Source organism: Janthinobacterium sp. PSRC1-1 (assembly GCF_049897525.1).
Lineage (GTDB): Bacteria > Pseudomonadota > Gammaproteobacteria > Burkholderiales > Burkholderiaceae_D > Janthinobacterium > Janthinobacterium tructae.
In genome coordinates, this window is the sequence record NZ_JAFCWK010000007.1 from 58748 (window position 1) to 76694 (window position 17947).

Consider the following 17947-nt stretch of genomic DNA (forward strand, 5'->3'; position numbering starts at 1 on the left):
GCGGCGCCAACACGATTCATCCACGCGATTGACCGAGAAGGAAACACCATGAACACCGAGAAATTGACAACGCAAGGCTGGCGCTATGCCGCCCCGGCGCGCCTGCTGCACTGGCTGATGGCCGTGCTGATCCCCGCCATGCTGGCCCTGGGCTGGACTATGATGGAAATCGAGGACGATCCCGGCAGCGACGTCTACTTCAATCTGCATAAATCGCTGGGCCTGCTGCTGTTGCTATTGCTGGCCGCGCGCGCCGCCTGGCGCCTGGGCCACCGGCCGGCGGACTTGCCGCCGTCGGTGCCGTCCTGGCAAGCGCGCCTGTCACGCCTGGGGCATGGCTTGCTGTACGCGGGCATGCTGCTGGTGCCGGCTGCGGGCCTGGCCGGTGCGCTGCTGAGCAAGAGCGGCGTGGCCTTCTTCGGCCTGGCCCTGCCGCGCTGGTTCGCGCCCGACCACGCGCTGGCCGAACAATGCTTCGAACTGCACGAACTGGGCGCCTGGACCCTGGCCGCCCTGATCGTCCTGCACGTCCTTGCCGGCCTCAAGCATCTGCTGCTGGACAAGGACGGCGTCTTCCAGCGCATGCTGTAGCGCACCGCCATTCAGCCTGCTGTTCAGCGCTGGCGCGCAAGCCGGCTGCCTACAGCCAGCCCTCGCGCTTCAGGCGCCGGTGCAGCCACCAGCAGCCGGCGATGATGACGACGATCACGGCCGGATAGCTGCCACGCCACTTCAGTTCCGGCATGAATTCGAAGTTCATGCCGTACAGGCTGAAGACCATGGTGGGCACGGCCAGGATGGCGGCCCAGGCGGCCAGGCGCTTGACCACCTCGTTCTGGCGGATCGAAATTTGCCCCAGCGCCACCTGCATGGCCGAATTGACCAGTTCGCGCATCTGCCCCGCCGTGTGCGTGACGCGTTTGACGTGGTCGAGAATGTCGCGGTAATAGATGCGGTTTTCCTTGGGCACGATGTCGCCATGGAAACGGATCAGCTGGGTGCAGATGTCGTGCAGCGGATTGACGGCCGCGTCGAGCTTGAGCAATTCCGTCTTGAGCTGGTAGAAATCCTGCAGCTTGTCTTCGGAGAGACTGGGCTGGAACAATTGCAGTTCGTAGTGCTGGAAGCGCGACTGCAGATGGTCGATACAGGGCTGGTACTGGTCGACGATGAAGTCGATGATGGAATAGAGCACGTAACCGGGGCCGCTGGCCAGTTTCTCTGGCATGCTTTCCTTGCGTTCACGCAACTTTGCATAACCGGCCGAGGCGCCATGGCGCACCGTGATGATGAAGCGGGGACCGAGAAAGACGTGGGTCTCGCCGTAGACGATGGCGCCGCCGTCCAGCGTGGCCGTGTGCATCACCATGAACAGGGTATCGCCGTACTCTTCCAGCTTGGGTCGCTCGTGCGCCCCCTGCGCATCCTCGACGGCCAGTTCGTGCAAGCCAAACGCCGATTGCAGCGCCTGCATGGCGATGCTGTCGGGACCGGCCAGGCCTATCCACACGAAACAATCGGGGTCGCCGAGGAAGTCGCCCACCTTGTCGATGTCGAAATGGGCGATCTTCCTGCCATCGCGATACGCTTCGCAGTTGACGACGGCGGCGTGGGTACTCAGGTCCATGGTGATTTTCGGCTAGTGGCGGCAATATTGGGGGGCCAGTATAGCGGAGACCATGATAACCATGCCAACTGCACGGGCGCATTGACATGCGGACGCGCCAATACAAAAGGAGGACCATACGCATGCAAGAAGGACCTGCGACGGCCACGAACCAGCTTTAGCGCCAGCTGACGGCGCAGGTGAACGTGGAAAATGTGCTCGACAAGAAATACATCAACATCAATACTTGTGCGCAAGGCACGTACGGCGGAACGCTGACGTACCGCTTCTGATGCCACATCCAACGACATAAAATGCCACGCGAGGGGCGGCAACAGCGGCAAACGCCGTTGCCGCCGCTCTCCTTACTGCGTTCGCGAGTACATCACCCGCACCTCCACCCTGCGGTTCAAGGCATTGCACTGTTCCGTTTCATAGGAAGTAGTAGTTGCCTCGACAGGGCATTTCACGCGCGGTTCCCGCGCACCCGCCCCTTCCGCTCTCAATGTCAGGTTCTTTCCCGCCAGCGTAGTTCTGAGCACATTGACAATCGCCTCTGCGCGCAGCTCCGATAGACGCTGGTTATCCACGCCTTTTCCAGCAATGCTACCCGCGAAAGGACGGGCGTCACTGTGACCCCGCACCAGTATGTCACTCGGCGTACCCGATGCCAGAATGGCTGAGGCAAGGGCTTGCAGACGCGCTTGTGCCGTTGGCAATAATTGCTCGCTGCCGGTCTTGAACAGCAAGTCATTGGAAAGGTCGAAACAGGGATTGAGCGCAGGCCGGCTCTTGATGATGCGCATCGTTGCCGCGTCCAGACGCAAGGTGGCAACCTTGAGGATGGCCGGCTCAGGGCTGAAGATGCCGGCCTCCTGCTGCGTGCGGACACTGAAACTGACAAGCGACACCCCACCAATGCCGGTCCACAAGACATCGGCATGATGTAGCAGCAATCGCCCCCCGGCGACCCTGCGGCAGTCAAGGATGGGGCGGCCGAGGACTTCCGTGACGCGCTCGATTTCACCGAGCTCGCTCTCGGGCACTTCGATGCTCACGTCGGGAATACGCACACCCAATAGCTGGAACGCCATATGCACCATCTTCATGAACGGCCCGAAGAACAGCACGAGTACCAGCGGTGCGACGAATACTGCGGCAAGCTGCGCCCATTTGCGCGGCGGCTTCGGCTGCCCAGCTGCGCCCGTGATACCCGCTTGCGTGCCAGCCGTACCGATAAAAAGGGTAAGAAAACCGGCACAAAAAAAGATCAGGATCAGTAAAAACAAGGAAGGTTGTGCAGCAGCGAATAAATGCAACAAGGACAGCAAAAAAAAGAACAGCGATACCAGAAAATAGCCAACGCCATGCAGCCCGGCTGGAACGACAAACAGGGCCGCCCGCCCATGGGAGCCGCGACACCTGGCTCGCCCCCTTTCCAGCCAGGAAAGCAGCTGGAGCAGCCATACTGCAGACATGGCCCCGAACAACAGGAAGATACAGTACAGAAAACCGAACATCAGTGCCACAAAGATAAAGAACACCACTTCGCCTGGCGTCAGGCTACTGGGGAAGAACCGAATGTCAAACAGATAGGTCAGCGTGACGACGGCGCCCACTGCAACGGCCAGTTTATATGTCAAGGTCGTCACGAGATCAAGGATCGCTATTTTCTTGCTCAGCGAATCACTGCTGTACGCTGGGACAGTTGCTGGCTCTGGCGGGGGTCTCGGTATGATCACAGTATCCCCCTCATTGTGGACAACGCGTTTGACTCGCTTGAACAGGCATGCCCATCACGCCTTTGGCAAAGGCGCCAGCTAAGGGTCCAACCATACAAGTCTAGTGCGTCGTCACGCCGCGATGCGGCCATTGCAGCGAAGCTTGATACGGATTAAACAAGGATAATCGGGATTGAACGACCCCGGCGGCCTATACATTCGCCATGACCGCATTCAGGGCGCGCCGCAACTCCTTCAGCCGGGGCGGCTTGCCCAGCACGCAGTCGACGTGTTCGGGATAGTCGCTGTCGGCCGCCAGGCGCTGGCCCCAGCCCGTGAGCATGATGACGGGCGTGGCCGGCGAGCACTGGCGCACGGCGCTGGCCACCTTGCGCCCGTCCACGTGGGGCATGCCCAGGTCCGTGATGACCACCGCAAACTGTTCGTGCCGCTCGTACGCGGCCTGGAAGCAGTCGATGCCGGCCTGGCCGCCATCGGCTGACGTCACATCGTGGCCATCGATTTCCAGGATGTCGCGCAGGGACTTGAGCACCATCGGGTCGTCGTCCACCACCAGGATGCGCAGGCGCGGTGGCACGGCGTGGGCCGCGTCGGGCGCTTGTTCCCCCTCGCCCGCCGCGCAGGCGGGGAAATCCAGGCGCACCGCCGTGCCCTGCCCGGGCGCCGTGACGATGTCGATGCTGGCGCCATGGCGCTCCATCATGCCGTACACCATGGCCAGGCCCAGGCCCGTGCCCCGCTCGCCCTTGGTGGTAAAAAATGGTTCCAGGCAGCGGCGGCGCGTGTTCTCGTCCATGCCGATGCCCGTGTCGCCCACCTCGATGCGCACCTGCCGCGCCTCTCCCGCTGCGCCGGTGCAGCTGGTGCGCACGCTCAATGTGCCGCCGTCCGGCATGGCGTCGACGGCGTTGAAGACCAGGTTGGTCAGCGCTTCGCGGATTTCCCCCACGCTGCCGGGCAGCATGGGCAGCGCGTCCGCCAGCTGCGTGCGCAGGGCGATGACGATGCCGCGCTGCTGCGGCATGTCGCTCCAGCGCGCGCGCGTCAGGTCCAGCACCTGCTGCACCACCAGGTTGGCGTCGATGGGTGACAGCGCCAGCTGCGGTTCGCGCTGGCGGTAGAATTCGCGCATGCGCGCCACGGTGGCGGCCACGTCGTCGATGGCGCGCTCGATCACTTCCAGGCAATGCCGGCCCTGCGGACTGAGATTGGTTTCCGTCTCCAGCAAGGACTCGGTGTACAGCGCCACGGGGGAAATGGCGTTGTTGATGTCGTGTGCGATGCCGCTGGCCATCTGCCCCAGCGCGCGCAGGCGCTCCTGCTGCATTGCGGATTGCTGCGTCTGGCGCAAATCGTCATACGCGCGCTGCAGCGCGCCGTAGAGCTGTGCCTGGTTGGCGGCCAGCGCCACATGCTCGCTCAGCTGGCTGAGGAATTCGCATTCGCCGCTGGTGAAGCTGTGCGCGGCGCGGCGCGCCACGATCAGGATGCCGAAGACCGTGTTTTCAGCCAGCAGCGGCGCCATGACGAGCGCGCGCAGCCCCCCTTGCGCCAGCCGCTGCGGAAATGGAAACGCCACCTCGGCGATGTCGGCTTCATACACGAGCTTGCCGCGCACGCAACTCGACAGGCCATTCTCGTCGATGGGGATGTGCGCCTGCTCGCCCATCATGAACGACTGCGCCAGCGCCTCGCTGCGCACGCCCACGCACGTCACCTGCAGCGCGTGCTGCGCCGGTTCGTACAGGCAGATGCAGCTGAAATCGATGGGCAGCTGGTCTTCCAGGCTGCGCACCACGACCTGGAAGATGCTGCGCAAGTCCTGCCGCTCGCCGATCGAGCGCGTGATCTGCTGCAGCAGGTTCAGGCGCTCGAGCTGCTCATGCACCTTGCGCTCGGCCAGCTGGCGCTCGGCGATCTGCGTTTCCAGGGCGGCATTCGTGCGCGCCAGCTCGTCGCGCGAGACGGTGGTGCGGCGCAGCTTTTCCGTCATGCCGTCGAAGGCGCGCGCCAGGTCGCCGATTTCATTCTTCGTGTGCACGCCGAGCGCGAAATCGAGCTTGCCGGCGCCGACGATCAGGGTGCCCTGGCGCAGCTTTTCCAGCGGTCCCGTGACGCTCGTCATGGTGAAGTAGATCAGGCCAGCCACCAGCGCGATGATCACGCCGCCAAACAGCATCACGGCGACGTTGGCCCGCTGCTGCGCCTCGAGCACGCCTTGCCGGCTCAATTCGGACAGCCGCATCGCATCCGAAATCATGCCCTGCACCCTGCCCATGATCTGGCCCGACAGGCGCGATTCCAGCTCGACCAGCACCTCGCGCCGCTGCGGATCTTGCCCCAGCTCGCGGTGATTCGCCACAAACAGCTCGAACAGGGCGCCCACGCCGGCCAGGTCGCCCTGCAATTCGCGCAGCAGCTTGCGCTCTTCGTCGCCGTTGAAGGCGCGCCTGGCCAGCAGGCCCGTGCCCAGCGATTCGCTGCGCAGCTGCCACTGGGCGCGCGTGCGCGCGCCATGGTGCAGCGCATATTCGATCGACAGGTAGCGCAGCGACGTGACCGCTTGCAGGATATCGGCCGCCGCCTTGTTCTTCGCCAGTTCGCGCTGCATCGCCATGGTGGTGGAGAACAGCACGGCGACGATGATGGCCACCAGCAGCACGCAAAACAGTTCGGCCAGCTTGAAGCGCGTGACGATTTTCACGGTGGCCTTCTCAATGAATGACCGTCATGGCCGATGGCGCCACGGCTTCCAGGCCGTCCAGGTAGACGGCGTCGAGGAAGTTCGGCATGTCGCCGCGTTCGGCCAGCCGGTTCTTGATGGCCCAGCGCGCCTCGTCTTCCAGCGCCAGCAGCAAGCCCTGGCCGAGCACGATGCCAAACCGATAACCGTGCCAGGCCGCCTGCAGGCGCGCCGCCTCGCTGGCCGACACCGTGGTAAACAGGGAGCGCGCGGCGTCGGGCTCGTCGCGGCAAAAGCGCGCGCCGGCCAGCAGCGCGCGCAGCACCTTGCGCACCGTCGCCGGGTGGCTGCGCACGTAGTCGCCCGTGCCGGCCACGTTGAACAGGCCCGCATACACGTCCTCGCCATAGAAAATCGCCGCCTTGCCCGCGATGGCGTGCGTCATGCCCGTCAGGAAAGGCTCCCAGCCGGCCGCCGCATCGACCTCGCCGCGCGCCAGCGCACCGGCCAGCTGCTCCGGCGCGTAGTTGCGCAAGGTGACCTCAGCGGGCAGCAGCTTCTGGCGGTTCAAAAAAGCGTCCAGCGTGAAATGGCCGGAGGTGTTCAGGGTGACGCCGATGCGCTTGCCTTTCAGGCTGGCGGGCGTGGACACGCCGCGGTCCAGGCGTCCCACGATGCCGTGGTCGCGCTCGGCCTCGAAGATGCTGGCGATGATGACGACGGACTGGTTTTTCAGGCTGGCCAGCACCACGGGAATATCGGACACGGTGCCCAGGTCGGCACTGCCCTGCAGCACGGCTTCCAGCGACGCCTTGCCCGACGAATACGCTTGCAGCCGCGCATCGATGCCCTCGCGCGCGAAATATCCGTGTGTGCGCGCCGCCAGCACGGGGCAGCTGCCCACGTATTCCGCATTCACGGCCAGGCGCAGCACTTCCACCGGGCCGGGCGGCGCAGCGGGACGGTCATTGAGCCGCCAGATGGCCGCGGCAGCCAGCGCCAGCAACAGCGCGATGGCCGCCAGCCAGAGCGCCCGCCGCACCGGCGCCGCGCCGTTCATGCGCTGTGCTGCGCCGTGGCCGACTCCAGCGCGCTGTTGATGGCCTCGGAAAACGCCTGCACGTCGATCGGTTTGGTGAGATAGCGGTAGTAACCCGCCGCCAGCCCCTGGCGGATATCGCCCGGCCCGGCCACGGCCGTCAGGGCGATGACGGGAATATGCGCGGTGCGGGCATCGGCGCGCAGCAGCTGCATGACTTGCGTGCCGCTGATGTCGGGCAGGTCGCTGTCCATCAGTATCAGCTGCGGCAGGTGGCGGCGCGCCAGCTCCAGGCCCGTTTGCCCGTCGCCGGCCGACAACAGGTCGAGGTCGGGGCGAAAATGGATCAGTCCCGCCACCAGGGCCAGGTTCAGGGGATTGTCTTCCACATACAGCAGCGTCTTGCGGTCCGGCAGGCGTACCGTTTCCGCGGGCCGGGCAAGGGCGGACAGGCGCGCACTTTCCTGCAGCGGCTGGCGCGCCGGGCAACTGGCGATATCGAGCCAGAAGGTGCTGCCGCGTCCGGGCGTGCTGGCCACGCCCAGCCTGCCCTGCATGGCTTCGGCCAGGCGCTTGCTGACCACCAGCCCCAGGCCCGTGCCCTCCTCGTCGCGCGCATCGCGTCCCAGGCGATTGAAGGGCTGGAACAGCGCTTCGAGCTGCGCGGCGCTCAGCCCGCCGCCCGTGTCGCGCACGGACAGGCGCAGCTGCCGCGTATCGAGGGGCTGGCAATCGACGTGGATTTCGCCCTGTTCCCGGTTGTACTTGACGGCGTTCGACAGCAAGTTGAGCAGTACCTGCTTGAGGCGCGTACGGTCGGCCAGCACATGCAGGCCGACCGCTTCCACGAACGTCAGGGTGATGCCGCGCTTCTTCGCCAGCGGTTCCATCATTTGCCAGCATTCGTGGTAGATGCCGGCCAGGTCCACGGGCTCCATCGACAGCGACATATTGCCCGACTCGATCTTGGCGATATCGAGGATATCGTTGATCAAAGTCAACAGGTGGCGGCCCGCGCCGAAGATGTGCGAGGCAAAGATTTTCTTTTCCTGCGCCGTCGAGGGAATGGAATCGGACATCAGCATCTGCGAAAAGCCCAGGATGGCGTTGAGCGGCGTGCGCAACTCGTGGCTCATGCTGGACAGGAAAGTGGTCTTTTCCTGGTTCGCCCGCTCGGCCACTTCGCGCGCCAGCTGCAAATCCTTGTTCACGGCGTCGAGTTCGTCCGTGTGCTGGCGCAGCAGCAGTTCCAGGCGCGCATTGGCGATGCGCAGCTGGCGCGTTTCCAGCGCGCGCGCCAGTATCAGCAGGATGCCCGACACCTTGAAGGGCTTGACGACATAGTCGAGCGCACCCGCCTGCATGGCCTGCACGGCCGAGGCGATCGTGCCTTCGCCCGTCATGATGATGCAGGCCAGGTCCGGATCGATCTGCCGCGCCGCTTCCACCACGGCGATGCCGTTGATGCCAGGCATCATCAGGTCGACCAGCAACAGGTCGAACGATTCGACGGCCAGCAGGGCCAGCGCCGCCTCGCCCGAAGCGAGCCCCGTCGTGTCATAGGCCTGCCCGCGCAAGGTGTCGCACAGCGCGCGCACGTGCGCCAGCTCGTCATCGACGATGAGGATACGCGGCGGCATTGATGAGCTGTTCATGCATTCTCCTGGCGACATGACCTTGCGGGCCGGGAACTTGCCCCGCAACATCCGTTCCGAGCATAGCACCTGGAAATTACAAAAAATACACGCATTGTCACGCGCGGCAGCGCAAGGGAGCTAGGCGACCTCGGGCAGCCCCCGCAGCAGCTTGTCCAGGGTCAGCGGATAGTCGCGCACTCTCACCCCTGTGGCGTTGTACACGGCATTGGCAATGGCCGCCGCCACGCCGCAGATGCCCAGCTCGCCCACGCCCTTGGCTTTCATGGGCGAGGACATGGGGTCCGTTTCGTCGAGGAAAATGACGTGCTGGTGCGGGATGTCGGCGTGCACCGGCACTTCGTAGCCGGCCAGGTCGTGGTTGACGAAAAAGCCGCGGCGCTTGTCCACAACGAGTTCTTCCATCAGAGCCGCGCCCACGCCCATGGTCATGGCGCCGATCACCTGGCTGCGCGCCGCTTTGGGGTTCAGGATGCGGCCGGCCGCGCAGACGGCCAGCATGCGGCGCACGCGCACTTCACCCGTGTCGCCGTCCACGCCTACCTCGACGAAATGCGCGCCAAATGTCGATTGCTGGAATTTTTTGTCCAGGTCGCCGTATTCCATATGGTCTTCGGCGACGATGTCGCCGTTCGCCGCCGCCTGCGCCAAAGGCACGCTGCGCTCGCCCTGGCTCACTTGCCCATCGGAAAAGCGCGCCTCCTGCGCATCAAAACCCAGCTTGCCGGCCACGGCCTGGCGCAGGCGCACGCAGGCCGCGTACACGCCGGCCGTCGAGCTATTGCCGCCCCACTGCCCGCCCGAACCGGCCGAGACGGGAAAATCGGAGTCGCCCAGGCGCACGACGACACGCTGCAAGGTCACGCCCAGCATTTCCGCCGCCGTCTGGGCGATGATCGTGTAGCTGCCCGTGCCGATGTCGGTCATATCCGTTTCCACCGTGACGATGCCGTTGGCGTCCAGGCGCACGCGGGCGGCGGACTGCATGACGAGGTTGTTGCGCAAGGCGGCCGCCACGCCCATGCCCACCAGCCAGCGGCCGTCGCGCCGCGTACCGGGCCGGCTTTGCCGCTCTTTCCAGCCGAATTCCACGGCGCCCGTGCGCAGGCAGTCGATCAGGCGGCGCTGGGAAAACAGTCTGCCCGGTTTCTCCGGGTCCACTTTCGTGTCGTTGAGGATGCGCAAGACGATGGGGTCCATGTTCAGCTTTTCCGCCAGCTCGTCCATGGCGATTTCCAGCGCCATCAAGCCCGGCGCCTCGCCCGGCGCGCGCATGGCGTTACCCTCCGGCAAATCGAGCACGGCCAGGCGCATGGCCGTCATGCGGTTCGGCCCCGCATACAGCAGCCGCGTCTGCATCACGGCCGTTTCCGGTTGCCCCCCTTTCAAGTCGCCCGACCACGATTCATGGCCGATGGCCGTGATCTTGCCATCGCGCGTGGCGCCAAGGCGCAGGCGCTGGATGGTGGCGGGCCGGTGTGTCGTGTTGTTGAACATCAGGGGCCGCGTCAGCGCGACCTTGACGGGGCGCTGCGCCGCGCGCGCGCCCAGGGCCGCCAGCAAGGCTTCGGCGCGCACGAACAGCTTGCCGCCGAAACCGCCGCCGATGTATGGCGAGACGATGCGCACCTTGTCTTTCGACAGCCCCAGGGTGCGGGCCAGGTCGCCCCGGGCCCAGTCCACCATCTGGTTCGACGTCCACAGCGTCAATGTATCGCCCTCCCAGGCGGCAATCGAGGCGTGCGGCTCCATCATGGCGTGCGACTGGTCAGGCGTGGTGTAGCTGGCATCGAGGCGCACGGGGGCATTCGCATAGGCGAGCGCGAAATTGCCCGTCTTGCTGTCGGGCTTGCCTTCCTTCGGCTTGCTCGCCGTATTCTTCGCCTTGGCCAGGTCGAAGGCGCCCTGCTGCTCGACATACTTGACGTCGAGCAGCTGCGCGGCCGAACGTGCCTGCTCGAAGGAATGCGCCACCACCAGCGCGATGGCCTGGTGATAATGTTCAATGTCCGGGCCGCCCAGCAGATGCGCCGTGTTCATCTTGCCTTTGCCCAGCTTGCCTGCCGATTGCGCCGTCACCACGGCCAGCACACCGGGCGCCCGGCGCGCCGCGCTCGTATCGAGCGAGGCGATGCGCCCCCTGGCAATCGCCGCGCCGACGACGTAACCGTAGGCGGCGTGCGGCGCGGCCTTGTTCTGTTCATACGCGTACGGCGCCGTGCCCGTGGTTTTCAGGGGGCCGTCGATGCGGTCCGTGGGACGGCCCACGACTTTCAGCTGGTCGATGGGGTTCGTCGTGGCGGGTGTCGTGAATTTCATGGCCCTAGCCTTTCTGGTCGGGTGCTTGCGCCAGCACGGCGGCAATCGTGCGCTGCGCCAGGATCAGCTTGAAGGCATTGTCCGCCGTCGGTTTGGCACCGGCCAGCAGCCGTGCGCTCACGGCGGCCGCGCCATTCGGCATCGCCTGCTCCGCTTCCGCGATTCGCCACGGCTGCGGCGCGACGCCGCCCAGGGCCAGCCTGCCCGTGCCGTTGGGCAAGATGATAGCCGCGACGGACACCAGCGCAAACGCATACGAAGCGCGGTCGCGCACCTTGCGGTACACGTGCGTGCCGCCGACGGGCGGGGGCAAGGTCACGCTGGTGATCAGTTCGCCGGGCTGCAGCACGGTTTCCAGCTGCGGCGTGTTGCCCGGCAAGCGGTAAAAGTCGGCAATCGGGATGCTGCGCGCGCTGCCGTCGGGCCGCACCGTGTCGATGGCGGCGTCGAGCACGCGCATGGCCACGGCCATGTCGCTGGGATGCGTGGCGATGCAGGCCTCGCTGCCGCCCACAATCGCCAGGGGCCGGCTGAAACCCGCGATGGCCGGGCAGCCGCTGCCGGGCACGCGCTTGTTGCACGCCTGGTGCGTGTCATAAAAATAAGCGCAGCGCGTGCGCTGCAGCAGGTTGCCCGCCGTCGTCGCCTTGTTGCGCAGTTGCGCCGAAGCGCCGGCCAGCAAGGCGCGCGACAATACGCCGTAATCGCGGCGCACCGTGGCATGCGCCGCCAGCGCCGTGTTGCGCACGAGGGCGCCGATGCGCAAGCGACCGTCTGCCGTCGTCTCCACTGTATCGAGCGCGAGGCCATTCACGTCGATCAGGTGCGCGGGCGTTTCGATTTCCAGTTTCATCAGATCGAGCAGATTCGTGCCGCCCGCGATGAAGCGCGCACCCGGCGTGTGCAAGGCGGCGGCCGCCGCTTCGGCCGGCGAGGCGGCCTTCTGGTAAGTAAAAACTCTCATGCCGGCCTCCCGGCCACTTCGGCAATCGCCTCGATGATGTTGGAGTACGCGCCGCAGCGGCACAGGTTGCCGCTCATGCGTTCGCGCAGTTCTTCCGGGGTCGCCTGCGGCGGCGCGTTCAAGTCCGCGCTGACGTGGCTGGGGATGCCCTGGCGGATTTCTCCCAGCGCGGCGACGGCCGAGCAGATTTGCCCCGGGGTACAGTAGCCGCATTGAAAGCCGTCATGCGCGATGAAGGCGGCCTGCATCGGGTGCAATTTCTCGGGCGTGCCCAGTCCCTCGATGGTGGTGACCCTGGCGCCGTCATGCATCACGGCCAGGGTCAGGCAGGCATTGATGCGCTGGCCGTCCAAGATCACCGTGCAGGCGCCGCACTGGCCGTGGTCGCAGCCCTTTTTGGTGCCCGTCAATTGCAGCTGTTCGCGCAAGGCGTCGAGCAAGCTGGTGCGCGTGTCGAGTTCCAGGCTGCGGCGCTGGCCGTTGACGTCGAGGTTGATTTTCATCAGGACGGGCGGCGGAGAAACACTGGCCTGGGTGGCCGTGTTGACGGCCTGCGCCGCTCCCGCCGCTCCTGCCACACTGGGCACGGCCACGGCCGTGGCCGACAGCGCGCCGGCGATCAGCAAACCGCGCCTGCCGGCATTGATGTGATTACACTCTGTCATCTCGCGCTTCCTCCTGGCTGTGGACTGGCTGGGTGGGCGCATGCAGGCCCGAAGCAGCAGTCTGCTGGCAGGAATGTTACGCGTCTGTACGCGAACGTACCTTCAGCCTCAGACTGCGCCGGGTCGTGCCGGCGCCGCCCTGCGCCGCATGGCCCGTGTGGCGCGCGCAGTGGTCGAGCGCCTGGCGCAAGGCCGTATCGACATTGCGCAGCGACATGTCGTGCCGCTCGGCCACCTCCTGGCGGGTCAGCTCATCCACGCGCAGCGCTTCGAGCACTTGCTGGTGGCGCCGCGGCAGCAACGCGACGGCCTGCGCCAGTGCTGGGCATGTCGGATGACGACGTCACGTTGCCCCAGTGGTCATACACGCGCTTGGGCGGCGTGCAGATGATGGTCGACTTCGAACCGCGGCCCGCGTTGATGTCGCCCTGCGACGACCAGCCGAGGATGTCGCCGCCGGCCGCCAGCGCACCGCCGAGAAAGGCACGCCGTCCGGGCCGGAGGGGAACGCCAGCACGTTCGCCCGCTGCGGCGCGGCGGCGGCGCGGGTCAAGGCGGGATCGAGCGCCTGCCACAGCTGTTGCAGTTCGCGTCAGGCGCGCAAGGCGTCGGCGTCGGCCTGCGTGAAATCGTCGGCACGCAGCCGCGCCCACCATTCAGCGGCTTGCCGGCCGATGGCAGTGTCGTCATGTTCAACCAGGTCGCGTGGATCGCGGTCGGAAGCGGTCATCAGATTCATCAATATTTACGGCGGCCCGACACATCGCTGCGCTGGGCGGCATCGGCGTCGGCCATGCACGTTTTACAGTGTTGCCTGGCGGCCTGCCATTCTTTTTTCACCATCGCCACGGAAATGCCGAAGCGCTCAGTGACGATGATGCGGTCGCGGCGGTAGGCATCGGTGGCGATATTGGCCGCCATGCGCAGCAGATAGGCGTCGGGATTGTGGACGGGCGCGGCAGTCGGGCCGGGCGCCACCATCGCTTCGAGGCGCAGCCAGGTTTCCTGCAGCGCATCGGCCGCGTTGTGCTTGCAGCCGACCACCGTGTCGAGGCGCCAGCGCAGCACAGCGTAGCGCGAACTGAGGTGGCGTTTCAGCCTGGTGCGCGCAGGTCGGGCATGCTCATGGCGCGTTTCTACCCGGCGCGCTGGGGGCGCAATCGTCCAGCAAGATTTGCAGGGCCGCGCCGGCCGCATACGCGCCGCGCACGGCGGCCGACTGGCGCTGTGCATGGCGCTGGTCCATCAGCACGGCGATGCCCGTGCGGCGGCTGTACCAGTCCAGCGCTTCGCCAAGGGGTTGTGCGGCGATATCGAACTGCAGCACGGGGCCGTCGGCCGGTTACGCCCGCACGGGCCCCAGCGCGGTCAGGAAACCCAGCAGTACCAGGTATCCCGCCAGCGCAAGCACACGCACGGATGCCGGGCTGCCTGTCATATCGCTATCGTGTCGCTATCGTGTGAGGGTGGAACTGCGTGAAAACGGGGCATTGCCATGTAATAATTCTTGCGTCAACTGCAATAGCCTACACAGCAAACATGACAGCTTCGTGACATGCTTGCCATGCATAAATTTCGCCATGCGGGACGTCGGGCGCGCTGCTTATTTCGGCTACACTGGCTGTCACTTTCCCTTTCAGACGTCTGATGATCGAAAAGAATCTGCCCGAGCTGGTCATGCTGAAGCGCCTCATCGACGAGGGCGGCAGCCACCTGGAAGTGGCCGCGCCCTGCAGCATCGCCATGGATGGGCGCGAGTTTCCCGTGTACACGATTGCCATGGGCAATCCCAGCCCCGACGTGCCCGTGCTGGGCTTTTTCGGCGGCATCCACGGTCTCGAACGCATCGGCACGCAAGTGCTGCTCTCCTTCCTGGAAAGCCTGATCGCGCGCCTGCGCTGGGACGCCACCCTGCACCAGCAGCTGGAAAGCATGCGCCTGGTGTTCATGCCGCTGGTCAATCCGGGCGGCATGTGGCAAGCCACGCGCTGCAATCCGCGCGGCGTGGACCTGATGCGCAACGCGCCGCTGAGCGCGCGTGAAAAAGTGCCGTTCATGCTCGGTGGCCAGCGCTACAGTGCCCGCCTGCCCTGGTACCGCGGCGCGCCAGACGCGCCGATGGAAGTGGAAAGCGCCGCCGTGTGCGACCTGGTCGAGCGCGAATTGCTGTCGCGCCAGTTCAGCATCGCCCTCGATTGCCATTCCGGCTTCGGCTTGCGCGACCGCATCTGGTTTCCCCATGCCCATACCAAGGTGCCGATCGAACACCTGGCCGAGATCGGCGCGCTGGAAGAGCTGTTCAGCCAGAGCTACCCCAACCACAACTATGTGTTCGAGCCGCAAAGCCGGCAATACCGCACGCATGGCGACCTGTGGGACTATCTGTACCTGAACGGCACCAGCTACACCGGGCGCGTGTTCCTGCCGCTGACCCTGGAAATGGGTTCGTGGCTGTGGGTCAAGAAAAACCCGCGCCAGCTGTTCAACCGGGTCAGCATCTTCAACCCCACGGCCGCGCACCGCCTGCAGCGCGTGCTGCGGCGGCATCTGGTGTGGTTCGATTTCCTCATGCGCGCCGCCAGCAGCCACGGCCGCTGGATGCCGGAAGGCTTGCTGCGCAAGGCGCAGCGCCGGCGCGCCCTGGCGCAATGGTATGAGTCATGACGCCGCCCTCCTGGATTTTATTGCGCGGCCTGATGCGCGAACAGCGCCACTGGGGCGGTTTTCCCGCCAGCCTGGCGCGCGCCCTGCCCGGCGCCAATATCGTCACGCCCGACTTGCCCGGCAATGGCGAGCGACACGCCATGGACAGCCCCACGCGAGTGGCCGAGATGGTGGAATTTTGCCGCCAGGATTTGTCCGAACGGGGCATCGCGCCGCCCTACCGCCTGCTGGCCCTGTCGCTGGGCGGCATGGTGGCGGTCGAATGGGCGCAGCGCTATCCGCAGGAAGTCGCGTTATGCGTGCTGATCAACACCAGCATGCGCCCGCACAGCCCGTTTTACCGTCGCCTGCGCTGGCAAAACTATGGCGCGCTGCTGCGCCAGCTGCTGCTGGGCAATGCAGCCAGCCAGGAAGCATTGATATTGCGCCTGACGAGCAGCAGGAATGCCCATGGCAATCCCGCGCTGCTGGCCGATTGGCGCGGTTTTCAGCAGCAATACCCGGTCAGCCGCCGCAACGCGCTGCGCCAGCTACTGTCGGCCGCCCGCTACCGGGCGCCGGACCGCCGCCCCGCCATGCCCGTGCTGATCCTGGCCGGCGCGCGCGACCGCCTGGTCGACCACCGCTGCTCGCAGCAACTGGCGCAGGCATGGGCCGCCGTCTGCATGCTCCACCCCGACGCCGGCCACGACTTGCCGCTCGACGATGGCGATTGGGTGGCGGACACGCTGGTGCAATGGCTGGGGCGGATGGCCCCACAGCCAGGCAACATCGCGCCCGCCGCCGACCACAACTGAGCGTTGCGCCTTGCATGACTCATGCATCACGGCTTTTTTCACGCAGGCGGTGCATGACTTTCTCGTTTGTCGCTCGGCACAGGGCCGGCACCTGGCTAGGCTCAGGATGGCGGCCAGGTCAGAATGCCTTGCTTACGAGCAGCCAGGCATGCGCCGACGACTGCCGGGACAACAGCGCAGGCACCGCGCCCACGCGGGTTGCCACGGCGGCACTCGCGCGCCACAGGTCGGGGCCGACCCAGCTCAGACCGACGCCGGCGCCGGACAAGGTCGCACTGTTCACAGTCACGGTCCAGGGCTGGCGGTTGACCTTGACATAAGCATTGTCGATAAACACCTGCGCCTGCCATGATCCTGACAACAGCCGTCCCAACTCATGGCGTATTTCCACACTGGCGGCATAGCCGGTGTCGCCTGACAGCGCACCGATGTCATATGCACGGACAGTATAGGGGCCGCCGATAGCCATCTTCTCGGCGGAATCCAGATTGCGGTCTGCCCATTGCCCGGCAAAACTGAGATACAGCGAGTCGCGCGGCGTCAGTCCCTGCAAGCGGGCGAGATTGACATTCCACTTCGAGAATGTACCGTTCGAACGTGCGGTCGCGGCATCCGATGCGGCGGCGGCGGCATCGTCAAAACTGGTACGTCCGCTAGTCCAACTCAGCGATCCTGTGCTCATGCCGCCTGCCAGCAGGCTGTCGCGATAATCGGCGTTGATACTGGCTATCCAGTTACTGAGCTGCCGGTCAGTACGGATGCCGGTGACATCGACGCGATCATGCAGCGTCTTGGCTTCATATTGCAGTTGGGCATAGAGGTTATATTGCCTGGTACGAATCAATGGATGTCTTACCCACAGGCTGCCGACTGCCGCAGTGCCATTCGCATCAAGGGCGCGGGCAGTGCTGCCGAGCTTGTAACGCAGTGCAGAATATGCGGTGCCGATCCGGGTCCCCTGACCGTTGAGCAGCGTGTCGTATGCCGCCCGGAGATAATTCATGCCTTCGCCGGTGGTGGTCATGTTGGCGCTCAGTGTGTCACCAGCATGGAAGGGATTGACAATATTGACATTGCCGTTCAGGCGCGTGCGGCCGATATAGCGGTTACCGTAGTTATCCAGCGACAAGTTAGCCAGCGTCGCCGGAATGTACCGCGTCTCGATATCGATGTCGGACGTACCGGTAGTCGCTCCCGGCTTGAGCACCGCATTCACGCCCACGCCTGGCACGTCCGACAGCAACAGCAAAGCATGGTCGAGTTCGTCATCGACAATTAATTTTCCTGTAGCGAGCGGCTTCAGAAAGGCCTGCAGCAAATCGTCGCTCACCTCGCTTTGATTCTTGAGGCGGACGTTGTCATAGTGCGCCTCGACGACCTGGATAATAACGACGCCGTCGGTAATCGACTGCACCGGAATGATGGCCCGTGTAATTGGAAATCCATGCGCCTGATAGTATGCGGTAATGCGCCCGGCGAGTTCTTCGAGTTGCGCCAGCGTCAGATCTTTACCTTCCTGATCGGCGATCAATGCATGCAGCGTTGCCGTAGCAAATGCAGTATTGCCTGTGATACGCAATTTGCTCACGTGGAACGGCTGCGAAGGCGGCATGCCGGCATCGATTTTCGGCTGCACTTCAAGGATCGGCGCCGTCGGTTGCGCCGCCTTGGGAATTGGTGGTTGCAATTGTTGCAGAATCGATCCGGCGTCGGGAGGCACTTGCTGACCAGCGGCTTGGGCCTCCAGCGACGCAAGCAACAACGCGGCGAACAAGGGTTTCATCAGGAGAGGCTGTTTGGATAGGGTGTTCAT

The 17947-nt window shown here is 65.0% G+C and carries 17 protein-coding genes; 3 read left to right on the top strand and 14 right to left on the bottom strand.

Features of this window, described 5'->3' with window-relative positions; translation table 11 throughout:
• Positions 1-48 precede the first annotated feature (48 nt).
• Entirely contained in the window at positions 49-591 is a 543-nt protein-coding gene (locus ACP7DW_RS16665) for a cytochrome b (RefSeq protein WP_426055808.1), read from the top strand.
• 49 nt (positions 592-640) lie between these two features.
• Here ACP7DW_RS16665 and ACP7DW_RS16670 read toward each other — a convergent pair whose 3' ends face one another.
• From ACP7DW_RS16670 to ACP7DW_RS16730, 13 genes are all read right to left on the bottom strand, one after another.
• On the bottom strand, positions 641-1627 hold the full coding sequence (locus ACP7DW_RS16670; RefSeq protein WP_426055809.1) for a magnesium and cobalt transport protein CorA: 987 nt from the start codon (positions 1625-1627) through the stop codon (positions 641-643).
• 344 nt (positions 1628-1971) lie between these two features.
• Positions 1972-3249, bottom strand: coding sequence for an OmpA family protein (locus ACP7DW_RS16675; RefSeq protein WP_426055810.1), 1278 nt, complete (start codon positions 3247-3249; stop codon positions 1972-1974).
• A 289-nt stretch (positions 3250-3538) separates the two neighbouring features.
• Positions 3539-6052, bottom strand: coding sequence for an ATP-binding protein (locus ACP7DW_RS16680; RefSeq protein ID WP_426055811.1), 2514 nt, complete (start codon positions 6050-6052; stop codon positions 3539-3541).
• 10 nt (positions 6053-6062) lie between these two features.
• Positions 6063-7091 (bottom strand): ABC transporter substrate-binding protein, encoded by a 1029-nt coding sequence (locus ACP7DW_RS16685; RefSeq protein ID WP_426055812.1) that lies wholly within the window; start codon positions 7089-7091, stop codon positions 6063-6065.
• The gene (locus tag ACP7DW_RS16690) at positions 7088-8725 is read right to left on the bottom strand and encodes a response regulator (RefSeq protein ID WP_426055813.1); all 1638 of its coding nucleotides are present in this window, start codon (positions 8723-8725) and stop codon (positions 7088-7090) included. Before ACP7DW_RS16690 ends, ACP7DW_RS16685 begins: the two co-directional genes overlap by 4 nt.
• 120 nt (positions 8726-8845) lie before the next feature.
• A complete protein-coding gene (gene paoC, locus ACP7DW_RS16695; RefSeq protein WP_426055814.1) occupies positions 8846-11044 on the bottom strand; it encodes an aldehyde oxidoreductase molybdenum-binding subunit PaoC in 2199 nt (732 codons plus the stop codon).
• 4 nt (positions 11045-11048) lie between these two features.
• Entirely contained in the window at positions 11049-12008 is a 960-nt protein-coding gene (locus tag ACP7DW_RS16700) for an FAD binding domain-containing protein (RefSeq protein ID WP_426055815.1), read from the bottom strand.
• Positions 12005-12673 carry an aldehyde dehydrogenase iron-sulfur subunit PaoA gene (gene paoA, locus ACP7DW_RS16705; protein WP_426055816.1) on the bottom strand — a complete coding sequence of 223 codons (669 nt, stop codon included), beginning with the start codon at positions 12671-12673 and terminating at the stop codon, positions 12005-12007. Before paoA ends, ACP7DW_RS16700 begins: the two co-directional genes overlap by 4 nt.
• Before the next feature lie 76 nt (positions 12674-12749).
• Positions 12750-12974: a sigma factor-like helix-turn-helix DNA-binding protein gene (locus ACP7DW_RS16710; RefSeq protein ID WP_426055817.1), complete on the bottom strand. Its 225-nt coding sequence runs from the start codon at positions 12972-12974 to the stop codon at positions 12750-12752.
• On the bottom strand, positions 12925-13329 hold the full coding sequence (locus tag ACP7DW_RS16715) for a filamentous haemagglutinin family protein (protein ID WP_426055818.1): 405 nt from the start codon (positions 13327-13329) through the stop codon (positions 12925-12927). The genes ACP7DW_RS16710 and ACP7DW_RS16715 overlap by 50 nt, the downstream gene beginning before the upstream one ends.
• The gene (locus ACP7DW_RS16720; RefSeq protein WP_426055819.1) at positions 13266-13403 is read right to left on the bottom strand and encodes a hypothetical protein; all 138 of its coding nucleotides are present in this window, start codon (positions 13401-13403) and stop codon (positions 13266-13268) included. Before ACP7DW_RS16720 ends, ACP7DW_RS16715 begins: the two co-directional genes overlap by 64 nt.
• A gap of 8 nt (positions 13404-13411) precedes the next feature.
• Entirely contained in the window at positions 13412-13870 is a 459-nt protein-coding gene (locus ACP7DW_RS16725; protein WP_426055820.1) for a sigma factor, read from the bottom strand.
• A complete protein-coding gene (locus ACP7DW_RS16730) occupies positions 13797-14000 on the bottom strand; it encodes a hypothetical protein (RefSeq protein WP_426055821.1) in 204 nt (67 codons plus the stop codon). Before ACP7DW_RS16730 ends, ACP7DW_RS16725 begins: the two co-directional genes overlap by 74 nt.
• A gap of 320 nt (positions 14001-14320) precedes the next feature.
• Between ACP7DW_RS16730 and ACP7DW_RS16735 the strand changes: the two genes are divergently transcribed.
• Together ACP7DW_RS16735 and ACP7DW_RS16740 are read left to right on the top strand one after the other, a co-directional pair.
• A complete protein-coding gene (locus ACP7DW_RS16735; RefSeq protein ID WP_426055822.1) occupies positions 14321-15337 on the top strand; it encodes a M14 family zinc carboxypeptidase in 1017 nt (338 codons plus the stop codon).
• Positions 15334-16134 (top strand): alpha/beta fold hydrolase, encoded by an 801-nt coding sequence (locus ACP7DW_RS16740; protein ID WP_426055823.1) that lies wholly within the window; start codon positions 15334-15336, stop codon positions 16132-16134. The genes ACP7DW_RS16735 and ACP7DW_RS16740 overlap by 4 nt, the downstream gene beginning before the upstream one ends.
• A gap of 118 nt (positions 16135-16252) precedes the next feature.
• Here ACP7DW_RS16740 and ACP7DW_RS16745 read toward each other — a convergent pair whose 3' ends face one another.
• On the bottom strand, positions 16253-17947 hold the full coding sequence (locus ACP7DW_RS16745) for a ShlB/FhaC/HecB family hemolysin secretion/activation protein (protein WP_426055824.1): 1695 nt from the start codon (positions 17945-17947) through the stop codon (positions 16253-16255).